Origin of the sequence: Eikenella longinqua (genome assembly GCF_001648355.1) — a bacterium.
Classification (GTDB): domain Bacteria; phylum Pseudomonadota; class Gammaproteobacteria; order Burkholderiales; family Neisseriaceae; genus Eikenella; species Eikenella longinqua.
On sequence record NZ_LXSL01000012.1, the window covers coordinates 1 to 22,010 of the forward strand.

The following is a 22,010-nucleotide window of genomic DNA, read 5'->3' on the forward strand; positions in this document are numbered from 1 at the left end:
GTGGGANGGTGGTAAGACATGAAAAAAGCTCCTTTGAGTTAGCTTGATCAAAGAGAGCTAGTCCAGCCTTATGATGTGAATAATGCCTGTCTGGCAAAGATACCGTCAGGACTAGCCCCCGACGGCGCGAAATATATATAAGGCTACCTGAAAACCGCCGGCCGAATTTTCAGGTAGCCTTTATTACCCGCAGATAATCCCGTCAAGCAGAGAAAGGGCGAAGCGATGGAATTTGACCAAGAACTTTTTTCGCCGTGCAGGACATTGTGAACGCCGAAGGCCGCTGGCAGGTGTTCCGCGAGCACAATTTCCCCACCGCCGTTCAGGCTGCCTGAAACGCAGTTTCAGCGGCATGAAATCCAAGCAGCCTGCACTTTGCTGACAAGTTGCAGGCTGCTTTTTTACCGAAAATAAGGAGAAATCATGAACCCTTGGATTTTACTCGGCGGCTCTATCGGCTTGGAAATCGTCGCCACCAACCTGCTCAAACTCAGCGACGGCTTTACCAAACCCTTTCCCAGCGCAGGCGCGTTATTGATTTATGCCTTGTCGTTTTATCTGGTGTCGATTGTTTTTCGCACACTGCCTGTCGGTTTGGTTTATGCCGTATGGTCGGGCGTGGGGATTATCTTAACCGCTATCGTTGCCTACTTTGCCTTCGGGCAGAAACTCGATACGCCTGCAATGCTTGGTATTGGACTGATTATTTCAGGCGTATTGGTGATTAATTTATTTTCGGCGACCAGCCATTAATTTAAGCAGACAAAAGGAAAAGAAAATGACATTCAAAGTAAAAAGTTTTGCCGCATACGACAACCGCAGCCCGCTCGCCCCGTTCCAAGCCGAACGCCGCGAGCTGCGTCCTGACGACGTAGATATTGACATTCTCTACTGCGGCGTATGCCATTCCGATTTGCACCAAGCCCGCAACGACTGGGGCTGGAGCAACTACCCGATTGTGCCGGGACATGAAATTATCGGGCGCGTGCGTGCCGTCGGTTCGCAAGTGAGTCGTTTTAAAGCGGGCGATTTGGTCGGCGTGGGTTGCATGGTGGATTCTTGCGGACATTGCCACGCCTGCACGCACGATTTGGAGCAATACTGCGAAGAGGGCATGACCCAAACCTACAACACGCCCGACCGCCGCGACGGTTTGATGACTTACGGCGGTTACAGCGAACGTATTATCGTGACCGAAAACTTCGTGCTGTGTGTGCCGGAAAATCTGGATACGCAAGCCGTCGCACCGTTGCTGTGTGCGGGCATTACCGTCTGGTCGCCGCTCAAACATTGGAATATCGGCGCTGGCAGCAAAGTTGCGGTAGTCGGCTTGGGCGGCTTGGGGCATATGGCGATTAAACTGGCACGAGCCTTGGGTACGGAAGTTACCCTGTTCACCCGCAGCCCGAATAAAGCCGATGATGCCTTCCGCCTTGGCGCGCACAAAGTCGTACTTTCTACCGATAAAAATCAAATGAACGCCGTGGCAAACGAATTCAACCTGATTATCGACACCGTGCCTTATACCCACGATTTGAAACCCTATCTGCCAACGCTTGCCCTCGACGGTACGTTGGTGATGGTGGGCTTGGTCGGCGAATTGGAAGAGTCGATTAACACCGTGCTGATGCAGCCGGGTCGCCGCTCCATCGCGGCTTCGATGATTGGCGGCATTAAAGAAACCCAAGAAATGCTGGATTTCTGCGGCGAACACAATATCGTTTCCGATGTGGAAGTCATCAACATGCAAGACATCAACGAAGCCTTTGTGCGGATGGAAAAAAGCGATGTGAAATATCGGTTTGTGATTGATATGGCGAGCTTGTAATTGCGGTTTGAAAGGTCGTCTGAAAAACGGTTTCAGACGACCTATATCAACAAGGAGAACTCCATGAAATTATTTATCATCGCCACAGCCCTTGCCTGCTTGGGCTGCACGCCCGACACTTTGCAGGCGAAGCCGCCCGCTTCCGCCCAATCCAAAAAAACCAATCCCAATCAAGGAGCAAGCATGAACCTTTCCATCAACGGACAAACCTTCGCCGCCGAGTTTGCCGATACCAAAGCCGCCGCCGAATTTGCCGCACTTCTGCCGCTGGCGTTGGATATGTCCGACTACAACCGCAACGAAAAAGTCGCCACACTGCCTAAAACCCTGACCGCCGCCGACACCGCCGTCAAACGCATTGAAGCGGGCGATATTCTCTTGTGGCAAGGCAACAGCATCGTCGTGTTCTACGAAAGTTTCGACACGCCTTACCGCTACACGCGTATCGGCAAAATCACCGACGCGGCGGGGCTGAAAGCGGCACTCGGTGCGGGGAATACGGCGGTGCGGTTTTCCCGATAAGGTCGTCTGAAAAGACAACTTGAGTATCTATGACCGACCTGCTTTCAGACGACCTCTTAAGGAGAAAATAAAATGCACAACTACCCCCTAAACCAATATATCCCGGCAGGCAGCGAAATCTTCGCCGAAATCCACGCCATCGTCGCCCACAACGCGCCGAAAATTGCCGAACTCTCCGGCACGTTCCGCACGCCCGAGCAAATCCGCGCCGTGCTTGCCGAGATGACGGGCAGCGACATCCCCGACGATTTGCACGTCAATCTGCCGTTTTACAGCGACTTCGGCAAACACATCCGCATCGGCAAAAACGTGTTTATCAACTCGGGCGCGATGTTTACCGACTTGGGCGGCATCACACTGGAAGACGACGTGTTAATCGCCCCGCGCGTCAGCATTTTGACCGTAAACCACCCAGAAGACCCCGCCATGCGTCGCGGTTTAATCTTGAAGCCCGTCGTCATCAAAAAAGGCGCGTGGATAGGCGCGGGCGCAACCATTTTGCCGGGCGTTACCGTCGGCGAAAACGCCATTGTCGCGGCGGGCGCGGTGGTGGGCAAAGACGTGCCGCCCAACACCATCGTCGGCGGCGTGCCGGCGAAAGTGATACGGGAAATCCGGCGGGAGGTCGTCTGAAAGCGCAGTTGAGAAGAGGAATGCTGCTGCGCCTGCATGGCGGAACAGTAAAGGCTACCTGAAAACTTCTGCTTTGCAGCAACGCCGTTGCATTGCGGCACAGGTTTTCAGGTAGCCTTTTGCCGTATGCCGGAGTGGTGGCGCTAAATGGCGTATTCGATCAAATCGCTTTGGCTGAACACATAAATCTGCCTCGGGGCAAGCGGCAGCACTTGGCCGGCGGCGAGGCCGAGGCGGGCGGCTTCGCTGCTGGCAAAGCTGGCGTGCAGGGCGCGGCGGTCGGGGGCGTTTTGCGGCAAGAGGGTGAGGCGGGTGAGGGCGCCGGAGATGTGCAGGTGGTCGATGCGGGCGTGCAGCATGGGGCGCTCGGGGGCGATCTGCCATTCGTGCGGGCGCACGAAGCCGCGGGCGTTTTGCTCCTGCCAGCGGCGCTTGGGGTCGAGCGGCCAGGCGAAGCCGTTGTAGTGCCACTGCCCGCGTTCGATGCGGCCTTCGAAGGAGTCGGTTTCGCCGAGGAATTCGGTAACGAAGGCGTTTTCAGGTAGCCTGTAGAGCGTGTCGGCGCTGCCGGCCTGCTCGATGCGGCCTTGGTTCATGATGACGATTTGGTCGGACACTTCCAGCGCTTCTTCCTGGTCGTGCGTAACCAGAATGCTGGTGATGCCGAGCTCGTGGTGCAGGTTGCGCAGCCAGGTGCGCAGCTCTTTGCGCACTTTGGCATCGAGCGCGCCGAAGGGCTCGTCGAGCAGCAGCAGCTTGGGCTCGACGGCCAGGGCGCGGGCCAGCGCGATGCGTTGGCGTTGGCCGCCGGAGAGCTGGTGGGGGTAGGATTTGGCGAGGTGTTCGAGCTGCACGAGCTTGAGCAGGCCGGCCACTTTTTCGCGGATTTCGGCTTTGCCCGGGCGCTGGGCGCGGGGCAATACGGTGAGCCCGAAGGCAACGTTGTCGGCCACGTTCATGTGGCGGAACAGGGCGTAGTGTTGGAACACGAAGCCGACTTTGCGTTCGCGCACGTGCAAGCGGGTAACGTCTTGCCCGTCGAACAGGATTTGGCCGCTGTCGGCGTTTTCCAGCCCGGCGATGATGCGCAGCAGGGTGGTTTTGCCGCAGCCGGAAGGGCCGAGCAGGGAAACCAGCTCGCCGGTGGGCACTTCCAGGCGGATGTTGTGCAGGGCTTGGAAGCTGCCGAAGTGTTTGTTGATGTTTTGGATGGTGATGCTCATGGCTGGTTCCTTTCGGCGGCGGCCAGTTTGCGGTGTTGGATGCGGGTGAGCACGTCTTGCAGCACCAGCGTGGCGATGGCAAGCAGGGCGAGCAGGCTGGAGAGGGCGAAGGCGGCGGTGAAGCGGTATTCGTTGTAGAGGATTTCCACCAAAAGCGGGATGGTGTTGGTTTCGCCGCGGATGTGGCCGGACACCACGCTCACCGCGCCGAATTCGCCCATGGCGCGGGCATTGGTGAGGATGATGCCGTAGAGCAATGCCCATTTGATGTTGGGCAGGGTAACGCGCCAAAACATCTGCCAGCCGCCCGCGCCCAAAATCAGCGCGGCTTGCTCTTCGCTGTCGCCCTGCGCCTGCATCAGCGGCACCAGCTCGCGCGCCACGAAGGGGAAGGTGACGAACAGCGTGGCCAGCACAATGCCGGGAATGGCGAAAATAACCTGTATGCCCCGCGCCTCCAGCCAGCCGCCCAGCGCTGTGTGCGCGCCGAACAGCAGCACAAACATCAGGCCGGCCACCACGGGCGATACGGAAAAGGGCAGGTCCAGCAGCGTGGTGAGCAGCTGCTTGCCGCGGAAGTCGAAACGGGTGAGCAGCCAGGCCATGGCGATGCCCAGCACCGCGTTTACTGGCACCACGATGGCGGCGGTAATCAGCGTGAGGCGGATGGCGGCGCGCGCTTCGGGGTTGGTGAGCGAGGCGAGATAGGTTTGCCAGCCTTCGCGCAAGGCTTCGTAAAACACCGCCGAGAGCGGGATGATGAGCATCAGCAGCAAAAAGGCGAGTGCGATGCCGATGAGCAGCCATTGCAGCCATCGCGGCTCGGTGATATTCGGATTGGTTTTCATGCTTTGGCGCCTCCGCGTTTGCCCAGCGCCCACTGGCTCAAATTCAGCGCGAGCAGGATAAAGAAGGAAATCAGCAGCATAAACAGCGCCACCGCCGATGCGCCCTGCACGTCGTATTGCTCCAGCTTGCCGGTGATGATGAGCGGCAGGATTTCCGATTCCATCGGGATGTTGCCGGCAATGAAAATCACCGAGCCGAATTCGCCCGTGGCGCGGGCAAACATCATGCCTGCCCCGGTGAGCAGCGCCGGCGCGATTTCCGGCAGGATCACGCGGCGGAAGGTGGCCAGCCGCCCCGCGCCCAGCGAAGCCGCCGCTTCTTCGTATTCGCCGGATAATTCTTCCAACACCGGCTGCACCGCGCGCACGATAAACGGCAGGCTCACAAACACCAAGGCAATCCAAATGCCCTTGGGCGTGAAGGCTACCTGAATATCCATTTTGGCAAACCAGCGCCCAATCCAGCCGTTGGGCGCATACAGCGTGGCCAGCGCAATGCCGGTTACCGCTGTGGGCAGCGCGAAAGGCAGGTCTACCAGCGCGTTTACCAGCCCCTTAAACGGAAACTCATAACGCACCAGCACCCAGGCCACCAGCGTGCCGAACACGATATTGGTGAGCATGGCGAAGAAAGACATGCGCAGGCTCAGCCACACCGAAGCGAGCACGCGCGGCTCGGCCACCGTGTGCCAAAACGCCGCCCAGCCCATCTGCGCCGTGCTCACCGCCATCATGGCAAACGGCAGCACCACCAAAAGCGACAGGCACAATACGGTAATGCCCAGGCTCAGGTTGAAGCCGGGCAGCACGCTGGGGGTTTTCAATAAGCGCATAGGTTCCGCCATCACAATTTCAGGTAGCCCGAACTATAAACAAGGCGGCGGAAAAATAGAAAGAACGGTTGGTTGTTTGCAAATGCAGGGGAGTTATATAGGCGGCGGGGAAGGCAAAAAGGCTACCTGAAAAACCGCAATCGGTTTTCAGGTAGCCTTCCGTTTGCTTACGCGGGAGAGTTAAGCCAACACGCGGGCGAAGAGGATATTGTCTTCCAAGTCGATGTGGTCGTGCAGGTCGTCCACCAGCTCGCGGGCGAGGCTGTAGAGGCGCTGCCAGCTGCGGCAGGCGTCGGCGGGGGCTTGCAGGTTGCCGGTGATTTCCAGGAGGCGTTCGAGGGCGGCGTTGTGCTCGGTGTGCTCGTGCATCATCATGCGCACGGGCATGGCGGCTGCGGCGCCGGCGCCTTGTTTGAGCATGGGGAAGAGGATGCGTTCTTCCTTCATCATGTGGCTGAGCAGCTCGCTTTGGATGGCGTGCAGCAGGGGCACGGCTTCGGCGGGGAATTTGCCTTCGTGCACGCGGGCCACTTTTTCGGCCAGTGGGAGGAGCTCTTCCAGCTGGCGGCGGTGGGTGTCGTGGTAGCGGGGGAGGATGTGGTCGATGATGGCGCCGTCGGGGGCGTTTTGCCAGAGTTCGCGGTCGATCATGGTTTAGGTTCCTTTTGTGTGCGGTATAGTGGATTAACAAAAAACGGGACAAGGCGGCGAGCCGCAGGCAGTACAGGTAGTACGGCAAGGCGAGCCAACGCTGCAGCGTTTTTTGTTAATTCACTATAAACAGTTTTCAGGTAGCCTCCGGCCAGCGGAAGGCTACCTGAAAATATGGCTTCAGCGGCGGCGCACCAGCTGCCAGGGGCGGAAAGCATACAGAGCGCTGGCAAAGCCGCTCCACACGTGCACCATGCGGGTGAAGGGGAAGATGAGGAAGAAGGTCATGCCCATAAACATGTGCAGCTTGAAGAGGATGTGCACGTGCTCGATAAAGCCGGCCGCTTCCACGCCGCGCAGGGTAACGATGTGTTGCGCCCACTGCATGAGCAGGGTCATTTCGTGGCCGTCGAGGTGGCCGGCGCTCACGAAGATGGTGGAGAGGCCGAGCAGCAGGGTGGCCAAAATCCACAGCAAAAGCAGCTTGTCGCGCCAGGTGCTGTTGAGGTTGATGCGGTCGATGGTGAAGCGGCGTTTGATCAAAATCAGCAGGCCCACCAGCGCCATGCTGCCGAAAATGCCGCCGGCGGTCATGGCCAGAAGCTGCTTGGCGGAATGGCTCACGCCCAGCGCGTCCCAAAACCACAGCGGGGTGAGCAGGCCGACGAAGTGGCCGGCAAACACGGCCAGCACGCCCACGTGAAACAGGATGTTGCCCAGGCGCAATTGGCCGTCGTAGAGCAGCTGGCTGGAATCGCTTTTCCACGAATACTGCTCGCGGTCGAAGCGCGCCAGGCTGCCGAGGAAGAACACCGCCAGGCAGATATAGGGATAGATGGCGAAGAAAAAGAGGTGCAGGTTGCTCATATCAATACTCCTAAGCAGGCAGGCTTACTTGCCTTTGGGGTAAAACTGTACGGTTTGGATGCTCGGTTTGAGCAGCGGCTCGATGCCGGAGGCGTCGGGGCCGAAGGTTTCCATGGCTTCGTCCATGTCGCGCACGGGCGGCTCGATCAGCGGCTGCGGCGCCACGGGGCTGAGCGATACGGCGCATTCGAGCACGGCGGCATAAGGCGAGCCGGCGGCGCGCAGGTTTTTGCCGATGTGGTTGACCACGTGCACGGCGTCGCCCAGCAGCTTTTGCGCTTCGGCGGGCGGGATGCGGGAGAAGAATTCCAAGAGCGCGGGCAGGTAGTCGGGCAGCTCGTCGTCGCCCAATTCGTAGCCGTGGCGGCGGTATTCTTCCAGCAGGTCCACCATGGCGCTGCCGCGGTCGCGGTCTTCGCCGAATACGTGCTCGAAGATATAGAGCGCGTGCAGGCGGTTGCGGTCGAAGGTGGAAACGTATTCTTCCTGAAGCTGGCGCAGGCTGCGGCTGCCGAAGTAATCCAGCAGCGCCTGCAAGCCTTCGCGGCTGCCGGAAAGCTCGGGCAGCGTATCGAGGGCTACCTGAAATTCGGGCAGCGCTTCAATCATCTCCGCTTCGGGATAGCACAGCAGCGCCGAGAGAAATTTGTACACCGGGTTACCCTGCATCAGCGCACTCCTTTTTCGCGGTTTTCTTCGAGGTCTTTGCGGCGGTCGAAGAAGACGATGGGCGAGGCTTTGGGCTTGTCGAACAGGCTTTCTTTGGTGCTGCCGCCGGAGCAGCCGTTGCCGAAGGAGAAGCCGCAGCTGGCTTTGTCTTCAAAGGCGTTTTCCACCTGCTCTTTGTGGCTGCTGGGGATGACGAAGCGGTCTTCGTAGTTGGCGATGGCCATGATTTGATACATGTCCTCCACCATGGCGGGGGTGAGGCCGGTGCCTTCCAGGGTTTGCTCCAAGGTTTCGCCGTGCACGGTTTGGCCGCGTTTGAAGCGGCGCATGGCAATCATGCGCTCCAGCGCGTCTTTAATCGGCTCGATTTTGCCGGCGGTGAGCAGGTTGGCCAGATAGCGCAGCGGGATGCGCATTTCGTCCACGCTGGGGATGATGCCGTTTTCGCCCACCAGCCCGTTTTCGATGGCGGATTGGATGGGGGAGAGCGGCGGGATGTACCACACCATCGGCAGCGTGCGGTATTCGGGGTGCAGCGGGAAGGCGATTTTCCATTCCATCGCCATTTTGTATACCGGCGATTTCTTCGCCGCATCGAGCCAGCTCTGGCTGATGCCCTGCTTCAGGGCTTCGCGCTGCACTTCGGGGTCGTGCGGGTTGAGGAACACGCCCAGTTGCGATTCGTAGAGGTCTTGCGGGTTTTCCACCGAGGCGGCTTCTTCGATTTTGTCGGCGTCATACAGCAGCACGCCTAAGTAACGGATGCGGCCGACGCAGGTTTCGGAGCAGATGGTGGGTTCGCCCGCTTCGATGCGCGGGTAGCAGAAAATACATTTTTCGGCTTTGCCGCTCACCCAGTTGTAGTAGATTTTTTTATACGGGCAGCCGGACACGCACATGCGCCAGCCACGGCATTTGTCTTGATCGATGAGTACGATGCCGTCGTCTTCACGCTTGTAGATGCTGCCGGAGGGGCAGGAGGCGACGCAGGTCGGATTCAGGCAGTGTTCGCACAGGCGCGGCAGATACATCATGAAGGTTTGCTCGAAGGCACCCATCATTTCTTTCTGGATGCCTTCAAACAGGGTGTCTTTGGCGCGTTTTTCAAATTCGCCGGCCAAGTCGTCTTCCCAGTTGGGGCCCCATTCCACTTTGTCCATCTTCTTGCCGGTGAGCACGGAAATCGGCCGCGCGGTGGGCGGGGTTTTCATGCGCGGGGCGTTTTGCAGGTGCTCGTAGTCGTAGGTGAAGGGTTCGTAGTAGTCGTCGATCTGCGGCAGGTTGGGGTTGGCGAAGATGTTGGACAGGATTTTCAAGCGGCCGCCCTGTTTGGGCACGAGCTTGCCGTCGGGCTTGCGCACCCAGCCGCCTTTCCATTTTTCCTGGTCTTCCCAGTTTTTCGGAAAGCCGATGCCGGGCTTGGTTTCCACGTTGTTGAACCAGGCGTATTCCACGCCGTCGCGGCTTGTCCACACGTTTTTGCAGGTAACGGAGCAGGTGTGGCAGCCGATACATTTGTCCAAATTCAGCACCATGCCGATTTGCGCTCTGATTTTCATATTGTGTTCCTTCAAGTGGTTTTTCAGGTAGCCTTTTGCAGCCGGTTGCAAGCCTGTTGAGGCTACCTGAAAATTTGTTATGCCTTTTCGAATCCTGCTTTGGGGCTGATGATGGAAACCAGGATGCAGTCTTGCCCGCCTTCCTTGCCGTTGTTGCGTGCGCCGTGGATTTGGTGGTCGCCCACCACCACGGCTTCGCCGGCGCGGATGATGCGGCCGCTTTGCGCGTCGTCCACCAGCTCGGCTTCGCCCTGCAACACAATCCAAATGTCCACGCCGTGCGGGTGGCGGTGGGCGGGCAGCATGGTTTGCGGCGGAATCTGCCACAGCACCATGTTGTCGTGCGGGTCTTGGTGCAGCACGGTGCGCACAGCTTCGGCGGAACCTTCTTTCAAGTAGTCGGCAAAATGGATAATCTGCGGCAGTTTCATGGTTTTATTCCTCATATTCGATTTTCAGGTAGCCTTTTCGATTTTCAGGTAGCCTTTTCGGTTTTCAGGTAGCCTTTTCGGTTTTCAGGTAGCCTGTTGATGCAGGAGGCTACCTGAAAAACTTTGCAGCCTTACTCGGCGGGTTCGTCCATCCAGTCGATGTCTTTCATCTTGCGGACAATCACCCATTCGTCGCGGTTGGAGCCGACCGTGCCGTAGTAGTTGAAGCCGTAGGCCAGCTGGGCGTAGCCGCCGATGAGGTGGGTGGGGTTCAGCACAGCTTTGGTAACGGAATTGTGGATGCCGCCGCGTTTTTTGGTGGTTTCCGCCGCGGGAGTGTGCACCAGTTTTTCCTGGGCGTGCGGCATCACAATCATGGTTTCGGGAATGCGCTGGCTCACAATCACGCGGCAGGCAATCGAACCGTTGGTGTTGAACACTTCCACCCAGTCGTTGTCCACCAGCCCGGCCTTTTTGGCGTCGATTTCGGAAATCCACACGTGCGGGCCGCCGCGCGAGAGCGTGAGCATGCGCAGGTTTTCCGAATAGGTGCTGTGGATGCCCCATTTCTGGTGCGGGGTGAGGAAGTTGAGCGTGATTTCCGGGTTGCCGTTGGGCATTTTGCCCAAGAGCTGCTTGGTGGTTTTGGTGTCCACGGCGGGGCGGTACACGCAGAAGCCCGCGCCGAAATCGCGCATCCATTTGTGGTCTTGGTAGAACTGCTGGCGGCCGGTGAGCGTGCGCCACGGAATCAGCTCGTGCACGTTGGTGTAGCCGGCGGTGTAGCACACTTCTTCGCTTTCCACGCCCGACCAAATCGGCGAGGTAACGATTTTGCGCGGCTGGGCCACGATGTCGCGGAAGCGGATTTGCGTGTGCTCGCTGCTGTTGATCAGGTGCGTATGGTCGCGGCCGGTGTTTTTGCTCAGCGCCTGCCAGGCTTTTTTGGAAACGTGGCCGTTGGTTTCCGGCGCCAGCGTGAGGATCATCTCGGCGGCATCGATGGCGGTTTCCAGCTTGGGCTGGCCCTTGCCCGCGCCTTCTGGCTGCACGCCGTTGAGTTTGCGCAGGAATTCCACTTCGTGCTTGGTGTCCCAAGCCATGCCTTTGCCGTTGTTGTTCACTTTTTCCAGCAGGGGGCCGACGGCGGTGAATTTTTCATACACTGCGCCGTAGTCGCGCTCCACCACGGTCATGGCCGGCATGGTTTTGCCCGGAATCGGCTCGCATTCGCCCAGCTTCCAGTCTTTCGGGTCGAAGGGCTGGCCGAGCTCCTGCGGGCTGTCGTGCATCAGCGGGGTGAGCACGATGTCTTTGCGCACGCCGAGGTAATCCTTGGCCAGCTCGCTGAATTTTTTGGCCAGGCCTTTGTAGATTTCCCAGTCGGATTTGCTCTGCCACAGCGGCTGCACGGCTTCGGTGAGCGGGTGGATGAAGGGGTGCATGTCGGACGTGTTCAAGTCGTCTTTTTCATACCAGGTGGCGGTGGGGAAAATCACGTCGCCATACAGGCAGGTGGTGTTCATACGGAAATCGAGCAGGGCAAACAGGTCCAGCTTGCCTTCCACGCCGTCGCGCTGCTTCACTTCGGTGGGTTTCAGGCAGTCTTCTTCGTTGCTCAATAGGCCGTTTTGCGTGCCGAGCAGGTATTTGAGGAAGAATTCGTGGCCTTTGCCGGAAGAACCCAAAATGTTGGAGCGCCACACAAACATATTGCGCGGCCAGTTTTTCGGGTTTTCCGGATCGTCGCACGACATATCCAGCGTGCCTTCCTTCAGGCCTTTCACCACATAATCCACCGGATTCATGCCGGCTTTTTCGGCCGCGTCGGTTACGTCCAGCGGGTTGGTTTCCAGCTGCGGTGCGCTCGGCGTCCAGCCCATGCGGGCGGCTTTGGCGTGGTAGTCGATCATGGTGAGACGGCGCATGTCGTCGCCGGCGTCGGTGGTGAGCAGCTCGTCGGCGGATACGGTTTCGTGGCGGTATTGGCCGGTGTGGCCGTAGAAGAAGGCGGTGCCGGCCATCTGGCGCGCGGGGCGGTGCCAGTCGAGCGCGAAGGTGAGCGGCGCCCAGCCGGATTGCGGGCGCAGTTTTTCCTGGCCCACATAGTGGCACCAGCCGCCGCCGGATTTGCCGATGGTGCCGCACATCATCAGCATATTGATGATGCCGCGGTAGTTCATGTCGAGGTAGTACCAGTGGTTGATGCCGGCGCCCACGATAATCATCGAGCGGCCCTTGGTGTCGTGCGCGTTTTGCGCAAACTCGCGGGCTACCTGAATTACCTGTTCGGCTTTCACGCCGGTGTGTTTTTCCTGCCATTTCGGCGTGTAGGGCTTGTCGTCGAAATAATCTTTGGCCACGTTTTCGTCGCCCAAGCCGTTGTCCACGCCGTATTGCGCCACCAGAAGGTCGAACACGGTGGCCACCAACTGGCTGCTGCCGTCGGCCAGGGTGATGCGTTTCACCGGCACTTTGCGGAAGGTTTTTTCTTCGTCGAATTCGCCACCGAAGTAGTCGAAGCCGACGCGCACCACGTCATCGGCGCACGTTTTCAGCGACAAAGCCGCCTGAACGTCTTGCTCATCCTGCGCCTTGGTTTCCAGATTCCACTTGCCGCTACCGTCCCAACGGAAGCCGATGGAGCCGTTGGGCAGCATCAGGCTGTCGGTTTTTTCGTTCCACGCCAGCACTTTCCAGTCGGGGTTTTTCTCTTCGCCGAAATTGCCGCCCAGCTGCGAGGCGCGCAGGGTGTATTCGGGGCGGTAGCCTTCACCGTCTTCTTTCAGGCACACCAGCACCGGCATATCGGTGAGGCGGCGGCAGTAGTCTTGGAAATAGTCGGATGGATTGTCGATATGGAATTCTTTGAGGATAACGTGCCCCATCGCCATCGAGAGCGCGGCGTCCGTACCTTGGCGCGGCGCCAGCCAGATGTCGCTGAACTTGGTCATTTCGCCGAAGTCGGACGATACGGCCACGGTTTTGGTGCCTTTGTAGCGCACTTCGGTGTAGAAATGGGCGTCGGGGGTGCGGGTCATCGGGATGTTGGAACCCCACACCAAAAGATAATTGGAGTTGTACCAATCGGCGGATTCGGCCACGTCGGTTTGCTCGCCCCAAGTTTGCGGCGAAGCGGGCGGCAGGTCGCAATACCAGTCGTAGAAGGAGAGCGGCACGCCGCCGATGAGGCCGAGATAGCGCGCGCCGGCAGCATAGCTCACCATCGACATGGCGGGAATCGGTGAGAAGCCGATGATGCGGTCGGGGCCGTATTTCTTGATGGTGTAGCAGTTGGCCGCTGCCACCATTTCATAAGCTTCGTCCCAGTTGGAGCGCACGAAGCCGCCCAGGCCGCGCTGGGATTTGTAGGATTTGGCGCGCTCGGGGTCTTCCACAATCCATTTCCAGGCTTCGATGGGGTCTTTGGTTTGGCGTGCTTCGCGCCACAATTCGGCCAGCGCGCCGCGCATCATCGGATATTTGATGCGCTGGGCGGAATACACATACCAGCTAAAGGAGGCACCGCGCGGGCAGCCACGCGGCTCGTGGTTCGGCAGGTCGGGGCGGGTGCGCGGGTAGTCGGTTTGCTGGGTTTCCCAGGTGATGATGCCGTTTTTAACGTAGATTTTCCACGAGCACGAACCGGTACAGTTCACGCCGTGGGTGGAGCGGGCCACTTTGTCGTGCGACCAGCGGCTGCGGTAGGCGTCTTCCCACTTGCGGTCTTCGGTGGTGAGGATGCCGTGCCCGTTGGCAAACGGCTCGCGTTTCTGCTTGAAGAAGGTGAGGCGGTCTAGGAAATGGCTCATGTTCTATCCCTGTCGTTATTAGGCTTTGCCAACGAATGCCGTGCAGCGGCAGCGCCGTGCAAAGCTTGTCTCAAAACCGGTTATAAGTGCTTGGAGTATAGAGGAGGAGCAGGGCAAAAAATATGCTTCCAACAGGTTTAAGCGCCATGCATTGGGCTAGGGGCGGCCTACGCCGAAAGGAGTATACCCACCTGCCGTTTCGGCTTAGGGCGGCGGCGGGAATACCGGCGCGGCGGAGAAATCGGTTAAGATGGCCGCGTTTCCGTTTAACATCAAAGAGGCATTCCAGCATGAAAACCAGCGCACGCAACCAGCTTCCCGGCCAGATTAAAGCCGTCAAACACGGCCCGGTGAGCAGCGAAATCACCTTGCAGCTGGCCAACGGCGTCGAGCTTGTGGCCAGCATCACCGAAGAGAGCTGCCGCGAACTCGGCCTGGCCGAAGGCGGCATGGCCACCGCACTCATCAAGGCGGGCAGCATCATCGTGGCCACCGACCTGCACCCGATGAAACTTTCCGCGCGCAACCAGTTTCACGGCATCATCACCCAAGTGGAGCGCGGCGCGGTGAATTCCATCGTGGGCATCGACATCGGCGGCGGCCTCACCCTCACCGCCGGCATCACCATGCACAGCGCCGAAACGCTCGACCTGCACCCCGGCCAGCGCGCCACTGCCGTGTTTAAGGCCGGCAGCGTGATTTTGGGCGTGCTGGCATAACGCGCGGCCAAGCGGAAAGGCTACCTGAAAACCGAACGCCTCGATTTTTCAGGTAACCTTTCCGCTTGTGCGGGCGGCTATCATGCGGTTTTATTGCGAATATTGCGGGGAAGGGCTTATGTTTGACTGGCTTGATAGGCTTTATCTGATTGATTTCCTATATCTCTTGTTACTAGCTGCCGGCTGCTACCGCTACCGCGACGGCTGCCGTCGGCTGCGGCGCGCACAGCAGGAAGACACGCGCTACACCCAAATCCCCGACGCGGACACGGTGGCATGGTGGCGCAAGGCTTCCCTGCTGGATAAGCAGTTTGGCATCTTTTTTAAACGCTACGGGCAGTTCCTTATTGCCGTATCGCTGTTCAACCTGCTGCTGAATCGGAAAACCGGGCTGGAAATCCCGCTGAACGGGTTTACGATTGCTTTCGGGTTCTGTATTACCATTGCGCTCGTTATCGGTGCGGGCGTGATGGGGGATGGCGCGTCGCGGAATTGTAACAATACCCCCTATAAAGGCGAAGGCAGTGAAAAAAACGGGCTCGATTTTGCCAAGCACAAAACCCATGTGCTGAAGCGCTATGAAATCCAGTCTTTCCGGCCGAGGGAAGAGTGGCAGCAGAAACCGATTTGGCAGCACGAATTCATGGTGCTGGATTCCTTCAAAGGGGATATTGAGATGATGTTGAAAGGCATCCGCTGGGTTAAACCCGGCGCGGTGCTGTATTACGGCTCTTGGCTGGTGCTGATTGTCGTTACCACGGGCTACCATCTTTATGTGTTCTGCTACAGCCCGGCCTAAGCCGCCAGCCAAGCGGAAAGACTACCTGAAAACCAAAAGCCTCGATTTTTCAGGTAGCCTTTCCAATCCCAAGTGAGGCTACCTGAAAACTTTAGCCGCAAGCAAATCAAATCAAAACAGGCCGCAAGGATAAAACGCTTATCCTGCGGCCTGTTTGCCTTGCCGAACGCGGCAGACCAGGGTTTACGCCCGCTCCCCGCCGCACACGCGGCATTTGGGGTTTTTCGGGATGGCGAAGTGCTGCCAGCGGCCGGAGAGGGCGTGGTAGCAGCGCAGCACGCCGGGTTCGGCGGGCAGACCGAGCAGGATTTTCAGCGCGTCGGCGGCTTGGCTGCTGCCGATGATGCCCACCAGCGGGGCGAATACGCCGAACAGGGCGCAGGCGCCGTCGCCGGCCTGTTCGCTGTCGAAGAGGCAGGCGTAGCAGGGCTGGCCGGGCAGGTCGGGGCGGTATACGGTGATTTGGCCGTCGAAGCGGGTGGCGGCGCCGGAGACGAGCGGGGTGCGGGTGGCGCAGGCGGCGGCATTGAGGGCTTGGCGGGTGGCGAAGTTGTCGCTGCAATCGAGCGCGACTTGGCATTGGGGCAGCAGGCGCAGCAGCTCGGCCTCGCCCAATTTGCCATAGGTTTCGATTTGGCAGGCGGGGTTGAGCTGTTTCAGGTGGCCTGCCATGGCGTCGGCTTTGGGGCGGCCGATGTCGGCTTCGCGGTAGGTGATTTGGCGCTGGAGGTTGGTGTCGTCGATGAGGTCGTGGTCGGCAATCAGCAGGCGGCCCACGCCGGCGGCGGCCAGATAGGGCAGGGCGGCGCTGCCCAGCCCGCCGCAGCCGAGCACGAGCACGCTGGCATCGAGCAGCTTTTGCTGGCCTTCGATGCCGATTTCGTCGAGGAGGATGTGGCGGCTGTAGCGCAGCAGTTGGCGGTCGTTCATGGCGGTGTGGGCAGGGTGCTTGGGGGAGCGGATTATAGCGTGGAATGCGCTGCTGCGACTTGCCGTGTAGCATTCATATTGCCCTGCGGCTTCGTTGCCGTGCCTTGATTTAAATCGAATTCACTATAGAATGGAGTTCCTTATCGACAGAAGGAGGTTTAAATGAAAGCAGCCAACTACTTATTGCCTTTGGCCACCGCAGCCTTGCTGGGCGCGTGCTCGAGCGGGGGCGGTATGCCGCGCGGGCAGCAAACGGCGGATTACAAAATGGAAGTGGCAGGCGGGGTGCAGGCCGAGGTGGGGCGCAGCGCGGCCGCTTCGAGCTACCGCTACGGCTTCGGCATCCGCCTGAAAAACGCGCCGCGCGTGGCTTCGGTACGCATTGAGCGCACCCGAGGCGGCGAGCTTGGCGTGGTGTTTGACGACAGCCGCAGCCCCACCACCGCCACCAAAGGCTGGCAGCGCCACGCCGACGGCTCGCGTTCCTACCTCTACAACAACGGCGACGGCACCTACGATTGGATCGGCCAAACCGCCGCCCGCAGGCTCACGCCGCAGCAGGCGCCGTGGCTCTACCAATCCGGCACCACCCACCAGCAATACCGCATCACCATCCGCGATTTGCAGGGCAAAGAAACCGTGTTGCTGCAAGACACCGCCATCCCGCCCGCGCAGAAACAGTCTATCCTGAGGCTGTGGGAAGGCCGCGGCAGGGCGCGGCGCTAGTTGGCCGAAGGGCTGGATATTGGAAGGCTACCTGAAAACGCATGGATTGTTTTTCAGGTAGCCTTTGGTTGTGGCCGGATGCGCAGCACGGCCTTATTTGCAAACCCGTCCAGCGCCTGCCAAGCCTGCGGCAGCTCAGTAAAGCCGTCGGAAGCCAGGAAATGCCCGGCATCGGGCACGGTTATCACGCGTGCGCCCAATGCGTTGGCCAGCTTCATGCTTTCGGCCGGGGCGACAATCGGGTCGTTGGCGCTGATGATGCAGGCGATGTTGGCCGTCATGCGGCGGACGGCCGGCAAATCGAGCCGGGCCTGCCCCACATAGCGGTCGATCGAATAGCCTTCGATTTCGGGCAGCCGGGGCAGCTTCCCGGCAAAGCCGGACACCAACACCAAACCGCCGATTTCGGGCGGGCGGGTGTGAGAAAGATAATGCAGCAGGCTGATGTTGCCCAAGCTGTGGGCGATGAATAAATCATCTGGCTGCGGCATGCCGATGTGTTCGGCGAGCGTGCGCTGCCAAGCCTGAAAATCGGCGTGGCGGCTATCGGGCAGCGCGGGCACGTCCACGTTGTAGCCGCGTGCTTTCAGGCCGGCCGAAAGGCGGGCAAACCAATGGTCGTCGGGGGTGGCGCCCCAGCCGTGGATGATGAAGGCGCGTTGGGTGCGGGCTGTTTGTTTGGCACGGGGCAGCGCGCAGGCGGATAATGCCAGCGCGGCGGTTAGGCAGAATTGGCGTCGGTTCATGGCGTCTCCTTAGAAAATCACGTCTTCCCGCGCCAGCCACAAATACGATTCGGCGTGGTTCACAAAGCGGCGTTCGTCTTCATACAGCCGCCGGCTGGCGGCTTGGGCGGCGGGTGTGCTGCGTGCCGCCTGCATTTGCGCCAGGCTGTGCCACCACACTTCGCCCAGCCCGTCGAAAGGGTAGGCCAAGGTGCCGCGTGATTTTGCCAAGCCTTGCTGGACGGCATCATCAGGCAGCAGCACGGTTTGGGCGTAGCGCGCAATGCCCAAGTCTTCGCGCAGTTCGGCCACCAGCGGCGCATGGTGGTGACGCCAGTAGTGTAAAAATGCTTCGCGGCTGATGGCGGGCAGCCGTTTGACGCACATGCAGAGTTTGATCATGAGGTGCTCCGTTTGGTTTAGAATCGCCATTTTGAACCCTGACACAATGCAAAGGTCAAGCATGAAAATCGGCGAATTTGCCCAAGCCTGCGGCAGCAGCGTGCGCATGATTCGGTTTTACGAAAGACTGAATCTGATTTCCCCCAAGCGCGGCGGCAACGGCTACCGCATTTATGATGCAGGCGATGTGGCCGTGGTGCGCAAAATCGTGCTGCTCAACAAAACCGGCGTGCCGCTCAAAGACCTTGCCCTGATGAGCGACTGCCTGCGCGATGAACCGCAGGATTTCTGCGCCGCACTGCGCGGCAGGCTGGCCGAACGTTTGGCGGCGATAGACGGGCAGATTAATGATCTGCGGCAGAGTAAGGCTTTGCTGGCGGAGCTATTGGGCAAGTAAGGCGGCAGGCTGAGGCTACCTGAAAAATTGCCCGGCACCGATTCGAGCCAAGCAATAAAGGCTACCTGAAAATTTCAGCTTCGCAGAAACTCGCGCAGCTCGTTTTCAGGTAGCCTGCCTAATCCTTCCGGCCTATGCCGGAATAACTATTGTCGGGCAAAACCCGCTTGCTAGAATTTGCCGCCGTATTTTCAGGTAGCCTCAAGCATTGCCGGGCTGCCGCCCGCAGATCATGTTCATCAGGAGAAAACCATGCCCCGCTTCCCCCGACTTGCCCTGGCCGCCGCGCTGCTGTGCGCCGCGCCGTTGGCCTTGGCCAAAGACCTCACCGTATCCGCTGCCGCCAGCCTGAAAGAGGCGTTTCAGGAAATCAATGCCGCCTACGGCCGCGCCCATCCCGGCACGCAAATCCGGCTGAACACCGCCGCTTCCGGCGTGCTACTGCAACAATTGGTGCAGGGCGCGCCGGTGGACGTGTTGGCCACCGCCGACCAGGAAACGATGGACAAGGCCGCCGAAGCCAAGGTCATCGCCCCGGCCACGCGCCGCACCTTCGCGCTGAACGATTTGGTGCTGATTCAGCCAAACCGCGCCGCCTTCCGCGTGAGCCGTTTGCAGGATTTGGCCAACGCGCAGGTGCAGCGCGTGGCGGTGGGCAACCCGGCCAGCGTGCCGGCCGGCCGCTACACCAAGGCTGCGCTGGAAAAAGCCGGGCTGTGGAACGCGGTGGGCGCGAAGATGATTGCCACGCAAAACGTGCGCCAGGCGCTGGATTATGTGTCGCGCGGCGAGGTGGACGCGGGCTTTGTGTACCGCACCGATGCCATGCTGATGCGCGACAAGGTGCGCATCGTGCGCGCCGTGCCGCTGGAAACGCCGGTGTCCTACGCGATTGCCGTTACCGCTTCCAGCAAAGAAGCCGCCGAAGCGGCGCGCTATCTGGATTTTATCCGCTCGCGCGAAGGCCGCCGCATTTTGCAGAAATATGGGTTTAACCCGGCCGTGCGTTGAATTGGAATATCCGGCAAAGGCTACCTGAAAAAGCACATTGCGTTTTCAGGTAGCCTGTTGCCATTGATTTAATTGAAGGAATTTGAGTGTTGCAAGACGTATTGCCCGCGCTGCTGCTGTCGCTGAAGGTGTCGTTTTGGGCCAGCGGGCTAAACCTGCTCTTGGGTGTGGCCTGCGGCTGGCTGTTGGCGCGCCGCCGCTTTTTCGGGCGTGACCTGCTGGACGTGCTGCTCACGCTGCCGATGGTGCTGCCGCCCACCGTGTTGGGCTACTACCTTCTGGTGCTGTTCGGGCGCAACGGCGCGCTCGGGCAATGGCTGCGCGAATATTTCGGCCTGAGCCTGATTTTCACCTGGCAGGGCGCGGTGCTGGCGGCGATGGCGGTTACCTTCCCGCTCATCTGCAAGCCGGCGCGGGCAGCGTTTGAAGAAGTGAACCCGCAATTGGAGCAGGCGGCGCGGGTGCTCGGGCTGCCCGAATGGGCGGTGTTTTTGCGGGTAACCCTGCCGTTGGCCTGGCGCGGCATTTTGGCCGGGCTGCTTCTGGCCTTTGCCCGCGCCCTGGGCGAATTCGGTGCCACGCTGATGATTGCCGGCAGCATTCCGAACCAAACGCAAACGCTCTCCATCGCCGTGTATGAAGCCGTGCAGGCGGGCGATGATGCGCTGGCGGGCAAGCTGGTGCTGCTGATTTCCGCGGTGTGCGTGGTCGTGTTGTGGAGCGTGAACCGCTTGGGCGGGGCAAGGGGGCGGGCATGAGCGCTGCGCCGGTGTTCGATTTCGCCTTCGCCCTGCAAATTTCCGGCGGCGGGCAAACCTTCGATTTAAACTGCCGCTGCCAAAGCCGCGCCAAACGGCTGGCCATCGTGGGCGCATCCGGCTCGGGCAAAAGCCTCACCCTGCAATTGCTGGCCGGGCTCCTGCGCCCGCAGGCCGGGCATGTGCGCATCAACGGCGCCTGCTACGGCGACACTGCGCGCAAGCTCTGGCTGCCGCCGCAGCAGCGGCAGGCCGGGCTGGTGTTTCAGGATTACGCCCTGTTCCCGCACCTTACCGTGGCGCAAAACATCGCCTTCGGCCTGAAGCGCAGCTGGCCCACGCCCGGGCACAAACAGGCCGCGCGGCTGGCCGCCTTCTGGCTGGACAAAATGCAGCTTGAACGCGTGGCCGCGCACTATCCGCACCAGATTTCCGGCGGCCAGCGCCAGCGCACAGCCCTGGCCCGCGCCTGCATTGCCCGCCCGCGCTGGCTGCTGCTGGACGAACCCTTCGCCGCCCTCGACACCGGCCTGCGTGCCCAAATGCGCCAATGGCTGCTCGCGCTGCAACAGGAGCTCGACCTCCCCATGCTGCTCATCACCCACGATCCGCAAGACAGCGCCGCGCTGGCCGAAGAAGTGGCTGAAATGGTGGCAGGGCGCTTGATGCACGGCGTGGCAGAATAACGGCTGCACAGCGGTAAAAGGCTACCTGAAAAATCGCCGCATCATTTTTCAGGTAGCCTTTTCCGCCACTGCCCGCTGCACGCCCCAAATAGAAGCCAACACCAACGCAAACCCCGCCAGCGATTTGCCGTCCATCCCCTGCCCCAAAAACAGCCAGCCCAACACAAAAGCACACACCGGGCTGAGCAATCCCAACGAAGATACGGCAGCAGGCGGTAGCCTCGCAATGCCGTCAAACCACAGTGCATAAGCCAACACCGCACCAAACAGGCAAAGATATAAATAACCGCCGATATTGGCAACAGTCAAATGTGGCAGCGGCGGCTCGGCAAGCAGGGCAACGGGCAGCAGAAACACGCCGCCAATCAGAAGCTGCCAGCCGGTAAACGCCAGCACGGGCAGCGACGTTTGGCGGTGTTTGGACAGATAAACGCCCAAAGCCATCGCCGCCGCGCCCGCCAGTGCCGCCGCAATTCCCGCCGCGTCATAGCGTGCCGTGGGCGACAAAACCAATAGTGCAATCCCCGCCACACCCGCCGCCGACCAAGCCCAAGCCGCTTTGGGCGGCATGGTTTTTCCAATCAGCCAGGTAAACACCAGCACCATCAGCGTCTGCGTGGAACTCAATACCGCCGCCAAACCGCCAGGCAGCCGGTACGCCGCCACAAACAGCATGGCTTGGAAAAAGCCGATATTCAAAAACCCGAGCAGCAAAACCGTCGCCCATTCCCCGCACTTGGGCATTTTCCTTGTCCACAAAAGCAGCAAAAGCCCCGCCGGCAACACGCGTATCAGCGCGGCGGTAAACGGGCGGTCGGGCGGCAGAAATTCGGTGGTAACCAGATAAGTGCTGCCCCAAATCAAGGGAGCGAGCGCGGTGGTGAGGATGGCGAGGGGGCGGCTTTGCATGGCGTTTTCCTGCGGTTTGGGCTTTCAGACGATCTTTCAAGCCGAACGTTGTCTGAAAAGTGCGGTCAAAAT

24 protein-coding genes are annotated in these 22,010 nt (G+C 59.8%); 11 read left to right on the forward strand and 13 right to left on the reverse strand.

Translation table 11 applies throughout. The features are described 5' to 3' along the window. The first annotated feature begins 423 nt into the window (after positions 1-423). From A7P95_RS02030 to A7P95_RS12115, 4 genes are all read left to right on the forward strand, one after another. The gene (locus A7P95_RS02030; protein ID WP_067590399.1) at positions 424-753 is read left to right on the forward strand and encodes a DMT family transporter; all 330 of its coding nucleotides are present in this window, start codon (positions 424-426) and stop codon (positions 751-753) included. A gap of 25 nt (positions 754-778) precedes the next feature. Next, positions 779-1,828 carry an NAD(P)-dependent alcohol dehydrogenase gene (locus A7P95_RS02035; protein WP_067590402.1) on the forward strand — a complete coding sequence of 350 codons (1,050 nt, stop codon included), beginning with the start codon at positions 779-781 and terminating at the stop codon, positions 1,826-1,828. Between the two features lie 63 nt (positions 1,829-1,891). Continuing rightward, positions 1,892-2,350 (forward strand): cyclophilin-like fold protein, encoded by a 459-nt coding sequence (locus A7P95_RS02040; RefSeq protein ID WP_218916346.1) that lies wholly within the window; start codon positions 1,892-1,894, stop codon positions 2,348-2,350. Between the two features lie 72 nt (positions 2,351-2,422). Next, on the forward strand, positions 2,423-2,983 hold the full coding sequence (locus tag A7P95_RS12115) for a DapH/DapD/GlmU-related protein (protein ID WP_067590405.1): 561 nt from the start codon (positions 2,423-2,425) through the stop codon (positions 2,981-2,983). 143 nt (positions 2,984-3,126) lie between these two features. Here A7P95_RS12115 and A7P95_RS02050 read toward each other — a convergent pair whose 3' ends face one another. The 9 genes from A7P95_RS02050 to A7P95_RS02090 all read right to left on the reverse strand — a co-directional run bounded on the left by A7P95_RS02050 (position 3,127) and on the right by A7P95_RS02090 (position 13,876). Then, the gene (locus tag A7P95_RS02050) at positions 3,127-4,206 is read right to left on the reverse strand and encodes a sulfate/molybdate ABC transporter ATP-binding protein (protein WP_067590408.1); all 1,080 of its coding nucleotides are present in this window, start codon (positions 4,204-4,206) and stop codon (positions 3,127-3,129) included. Next, complete coding sequence (cysW, locus tag A7P95_RS02055) at positions 4,203-5,054, reverse strand: sulfate ABC transporter permease subunit CysW (protein ID WP_067590411.1); 852 nt, start codon at positions 5,052-5,054, stop codon at positions 4,203-4,205. Before cysW ends, A7P95_RS02050 begins: the two co-directional genes overlap by 4 nt. Further along, positions 5,051-5,887: a sulfate ABC transporter permease subunit CysT gene (gene cysT / locus A7P95_RS02060; protein WP_067590414.1), complete on the reverse strand. Its 837-nt coding sequence runs from the start codon at positions 5,885-5,887 to the stop codon at positions 5,051-5,053. The genes cysW and cysT overlap by 4 nt, the downstream gene beginning before the upstream one ends. A 180-nt stretch (positions 5,888-6,067) precedes the next feature. Continuing rightward, positions 6,068-6,538, reverse strand: a complete 471-nt coding sequence (locus tag A7P95_RS02065; RefSeq protein ID WP_067590417.1) for a hemerythrin domain-containing protein — start codon at positions 6,536-6,538, stop codon at positions 6,068-6,070. Between the two features lie 180 nt (positions 6,539-6,718). Next, positions 6,719-7,405 (reverse strand): respiratory nitrate reductase subunit gamma, encoded by a 687-nt coding sequence (gene narI / locus A7P95_RS02070; protein ID WP_179945887.1) that lies wholly within the window; start codon positions 7,403-7,405, stop codon positions 6,719-6,721. Positions 7,406-7,429: 24 nt separating this feature from the next. Further along, positions 7,430-8,074 (reverse strand): nitrate reductase molybdenum cofactor assembly chaperone, encoded by a 645-nt coding sequence (gene narJ, locus A7P95_RS02075; protein WP_067590423.1) that lies wholly within the window; start codon positions 8,072-8,074, stop codon positions 7,430-7,432. After that, positions 8,074-9,633: a nitrate reductase subunit beta gene (gene narH, locus A7P95_RS02080; RefSeq protein WP_067590426.1), complete on the reverse strand. Its 1,560-nt coding sequence runs from the start codon at positions 9,631-9,633 to the stop codon at positions 8,074-8,076. Before narH ends, narJ begins: the two co-directional genes overlap by 1 nt. 77 nt (positions 9,634-9,710) lie before the next feature. Next, positions 9,711-10,064, reverse strand: coding sequence for a cupin domain-containing protein (locus tag A7P95_RS02085; RefSeq protein WP_067590429.1), 354 nt, complete (start codon positions 10,062-10,064; stop codon positions 9,711-9,713). 131 nt (positions 10,065-10,195) lie between these two features. Beyond that, positions 10,196-13,876, reverse strand: coding sequence for a nitrate reductase subunit alpha (locus tag A7P95_RS02090; RefSeq protein WP_067590432.1), 3,681 nt, complete (start codon positions 13,874-13,876; stop codon positions 10,196-10,198). A gap of 290 nt (positions 13,877-14,166) precedes the next feature. Between A7P95_RS02090 and A7P95_RS02095 the strand changes: the two genes are divergently transcribed. Beyond that, complete coding sequence (locus A7P95_RS02095; RefSeq protein ID WP_067590435.1) at positions 14,167-14,595, forward strand: TOBE domain-containing protein; 429 nt, start codon at positions 14,167-14,169, stop codon at positions 14,593-14,595. A gap of 118 nt (positions 14,596-14,713) precedes the next feature. Then, positions 14,714-15,394 (forward strand): hypothetical protein, encoded by a 681-nt coding sequence (locus A7P95_RS02100; protein ID WP_156503468.1) that lies wholly within the window; start codon positions 14,714-14,716, stop codon positions 15,392-15,394. A 183-nt stretch (positions 15,395-15,577) separates the two neighbouring features. Here A7P95_RS02100 and A7P95_RS02105 read toward each other — a convergent pair whose 3' ends face one another. After that, on the reverse strand, positions 15,578-16,324 hold the full coding sequence (locus A7P95_RS02105; RefSeq protein WP_067590441.1) for a HesA/MoeB/ThiF family protein: 747 nt from the start codon (positions 16,322-16,324) through the stop codon (positions 15,578-15,580). A gap of 162 nt (positions 16,325-16,486) precedes the next feature. On the opposite strand from A7P95_RS02105, the gene A7P95_RS02110 reads away from it, so the two are divergent. Beyond that, the gene (locus tag A7P95_RS02110) at positions 16,487-17,050 is read left to right on the forward strand and encodes a hypothetical protein (protein ID WP_067590444.1); all 564 of its coding nucleotides are present in this window, start codon (positions 16,487-16,489) and stop codon (positions 17,048-17,050) included. Between the two features lie 53 nt (positions 17,051-17,103). On the opposite strand, the gene A7P95_RS02115 is transcribed toward A7P95_RS02110, so the two are convergent. Beyond that, positions 17,104-17,796: an RBBP9/YdeN family alpha/beta hydrolase gene (locus A7P95_RS02115; RefSeq protein ID WP_067590448.1), complete on the reverse strand. Its 693-nt coding sequence runs from the start codon at positions 17,794-17,796 to the stop codon at positions 17,104-17,106. Positions 17,797-17,805: 9 nt separating this feature from the next. Then, positions 17,806-18,177: an EthD domain-containing protein gene (locus A7P95_RS02120; RefSeq protein WP_067590451.1), complete on the reverse strand. Its 372-nt coding sequence runs from the start codon at positions 18,175-18,177 to the stop codon at positions 17,806-17,808. A gap of 61 nt (positions 18,178-18,238) precedes the next feature. Between A7P95_RS02120 and A7P95_RS02125 the strand changes: the two genes are divergently transcribed. The 4 genes from A7P95_RS02125 to A7P95_RS02140 all read left to right on the forward strand — a co-directional run bounded on the left by A7P95_RS02125 (position 18,239) and on the right by A7P95_RS02140 (position 21,029). Then, complete coding sequence (locus A7P95_RS02125; protein WP_067590454.1) at positions 18,239-18,574, forward strand: MerR family DNA-binding transcriptional regulator; 336 nt, start codon at positions 18,239-18,241, stop codon at positions 18,572-18,574. Between the two features lie 252 nt (positions 18,575-18,826). Continuing rightward, entirely contained in the window at positions 18,827-19,585 is a 759-nt protein-coding gene (gene modA / locus A7P95_RS02130) for a molybdate ABC transporter substrate-binding protein (RefSeq protein ID WP_067590456.1), read from the forward strand. Between the two features lie 86 nt (positions 19,586-19,671). Next, entirely contained in the window at positions 19,672-20,343 is a 672-nt protein-coding gene (gene modB, locus A7P95_RS02135; RefSeq protein WP_067590459.1) for a molybdate ABC transporter permease subunit, read from the forward strand. Next, on the forward strand, positions 20,340-21,029 hold the full coding sequence (locus tag A7P95_RS02140) for an ATP-binding cassette domain-containing protein (RefSeq protein WP_067590462.1): 690 nt from the start codon (positions 20,340-20,342) through the stop codon (positions 21,027-21,029). Before modB ends, A7P95_RS02140 begins: the two co-directional genes overlap by 4 nt. Positions 21,030-21,077: 48 nt before the next feature. Here A7P95_RS02140 and A7P95_RS02145 read toward each other — a convergent pair whose 3' ends face one another. Further along, the gene (locus A7P95_RS02145; RefSeq protein WP_067590465.1) at positions 21,078-21,938 is read right to left on the reverse strand and encodes an EamA family transporter; all 861 of its coding nucleotides are present in this window, start codon (positions 21,936-21,938) and stop codon (positions 21,078-21,080) included. Positions 21,939-22,010: the final 72 nt, after the last annotated feature.

What these genes read in the sequence shown, in the direction of transcription:
- A7P95_RS02145 (WP_067590465.1), bottom strand. Translation starts at nt 21,938, where the DNA reads ATGCAAAGCCGCCCCCTCGCCATCCTCACCACCGCGCTCGCTCCCTTG.
- modA (WP_067590456.1), top strand. Translation starts at nt 18,827, where the DNA reads ATGCCCCGCTTCCCCCGACTTGCCCTGGCCGCCGCGCTGCTGTGCGCC.
- A7P95_RS02035 (WP_067590402.1), top strand. Translation starts at nt 779, where the DNA reads ATGACATTCAAAGTAAAAAGTTTTGCCGCATACGACAACCGCAGCCCG.
- A7P95_RS02040 (WP_218916346.1), top strand. Translation starts at nt 1,892, where the DNA reads ATGAAATTATTTATCATCGCCACAGCCCTTGCCTGCTTGGGCTGCACG.
- A7P95_RS02030 (WP_067590399.1), top strand. Translation starts at nt 424, where the DNA reads ATGAACCCTTGGATTTTACTCGGCGGCTCTATCGGCTTGGAAATCGTC.
- A7P95_RS02090 (WP_067590432.1), bottom strand. Translation starts at nt 13,876, where the DNA reads ATGAGCCATTTCCTAGACCGCCTCACCTTCTTCAAGCAGAAACGCGAG.
- narJ (WP_067590423.1), bottom strand. Translation starts at nt 8,074, where the DNA reads ATGCAGGGTAACCCGGTGTACAAATTTCTCTCGGCGCTGCTGTGCTAT.
- narI (WP_179945887.1), bottom strand. Translation starts at nt 7,405, where the DNA reads ATGAGCAACCTGCACCTCTTTTTCTTCGCCATCTATCCCTATATCTGC.
- A7P95_RS02110 (WP_067590444.1), top strand. Translation starts at nt 16,487, where the DNA reads ATGAAAGCAGCCAACTACTTATTGCCTTTGGCCACCGCAGCCTTGCTG.
- cysT (WP_067590414.1), bottom strand. Translation starts at nt 5,887, where the DNA reads ATGCGCTTATTGAAAACCCCCAGCGTGCTGCCCGGCTTCAACCTGAGC.
- narH (WP_067590426.1), bottom strand. Translation starts at nt 9,633, where the DNA reads ATGAAAATCAGAGCGCAAATCGGCATGGTGCTGAATTTGGACAAATGT.
- A7P95_RS02085 (WP_067590429.1), bottom strand. Translation starts at nt 10,064, where the DNA reads ATGAAACTGCCGCAGATTATCCATTTTGCCGACTACTTGAAAGAAGGT.
- cysW (WP_067590411.1), bottom strand. Translation starts at nt 5,054, where the DNA reads ATGAAAACCAATCCGAATATCACCGAGCCGCGATGGCTGCAATGGCTG.
- A7P95_RS02050 (WP_067590408.1), bottom strand. Translation starts at nt 4,206, where the DNA reads ATGAGCATCACCATCCAAAACATCAACAAACACTTCGGCAGCTTCCAA.
- A7P95_RS02105 (WP_067590441.1), bottom strand. Translation starts at nt 16,324, where the DNA reads ATGAACGACCGCCAACTGCTGCGCTACAGCCGCCACATCCTCCTCGAC.
- A7P95_RS12115 (WP_067590405.1), top strand. Translation starts at nt 2,423, where the DNA reads ATGCACAACTACCCCCTAAACCAATATATCCCGGCAGGCAGCGAAATC.
- A7P95_RS02125 (WP_067590454.1), top strand. Translation starts at nt 18,239, where the DNA reads ATGAAAATCGGCGAATTTGCCCAAGCCTGCGGCAGCAGCGTGCGCATG.
- A7P95_RS02140 (WP_067590462.1), top strand. Translation starts at nt 20,340, where the DNA reads ATGAGCGCTGCGCCGGTGTTCGATTTCGCCTTCGCCCTGCAAATTTCC.
- A7P95_RS02065 (WP_067590417.1), bottom strand. Translation starts at nt 6,538, where the DNA reads ATGATCGACCGCGAACTCTGGCAAAACGCCCCCGACGGCGCCATCATC.
- A7P95_RS02100 (WP_156503468.1), top strand. Translation starts at nt 14,714, where the DNA reads ATGTTTGACTGGCTTGATAGGCTTTATCTGATTGATTTCCTATATCTC.
- A7P95_RS02120 (WP_067590451.1), bottom strand. Translation starts at nt 18,177, where the DNA reads ATGATCAAACTCTGCATGTGCGTCAAACGGCTGCCCGCCATCAGCCGC.
- A7P95_RS02115 (WP_067590448.1), bottom strand. Translation starts at nt 17,796, where the DNA reads ATGAACCGACGCCAATTCTGCCTAACCGCCGCGCTGGCATTATCCGCC.
- A7P95_RS02095 (WP_067590435.1), top strand. Translation starts at nt 14,167, where the DNA reads ATGAAAACCAGCGCACGCAACCAGCTTCCCGGCCAGATTAAAGCCGTC.